Origin of the sequence: Sporosarcina sp. P29, from assembly GCF_002743265.1 — a bacterium.
In the GTDB taxonomy this organism is placed as follows: Bacteria; Bacillota; Bacilli; order Bacillales_A; family Planococcaceae; genus Sporosarcina.
The window spans coordinates 1-360 of record NZ_PDYX01000158.1; the positions used below are offsets into that span (position 1 = coordinate 1).

Below are 360 nucleotides of genomic sequence, written 5' to 3' on the forward strand. Positions count from 1 at the left end.
GCTGGATAAGCGTCTGGCGGAGTGCCGGATTGAAGTCGCCTGTGACGTCACTAATCCGCTCACCGGAGACGAAGGGGCATCCGCGGTCTTTGGCCCGCAAAAAGGCGCCACGCCGGAGATGATTGTGACCCTGGATAACGCCCTGGCGCATTACGCGCAGGTCATTGCCCGGGATCTGGATATCGACGTCATCAACCTTGCCGGCGGCGGTGCGGCGGGTGGGATGGGGGCGGCACTCTACGCTTTCTGCGGTGCGCAGCTTCGTCAGGGGATTGAGATTGTCACCGATGCGCTGCATCTGGCAGAGCAGGTGGCTAACGCCGATCTGGTGATTACGGGAGAAGGGCGCATTGACAGCCA

At 61.9% G+C, this 360-nt stretch carries 1 protein-coding gene; it reads left to right on the forward strand.

Translation table 11 applies throughout. From position 1 onward, the window contains the following. A partial coding sequence (locus CSV68_RS17025) for a glycerate kinase (RefSeq protein ID WP_143561043.1) occupies positions 1-360 on the forward strand: 360 nt, incomplete at both ends.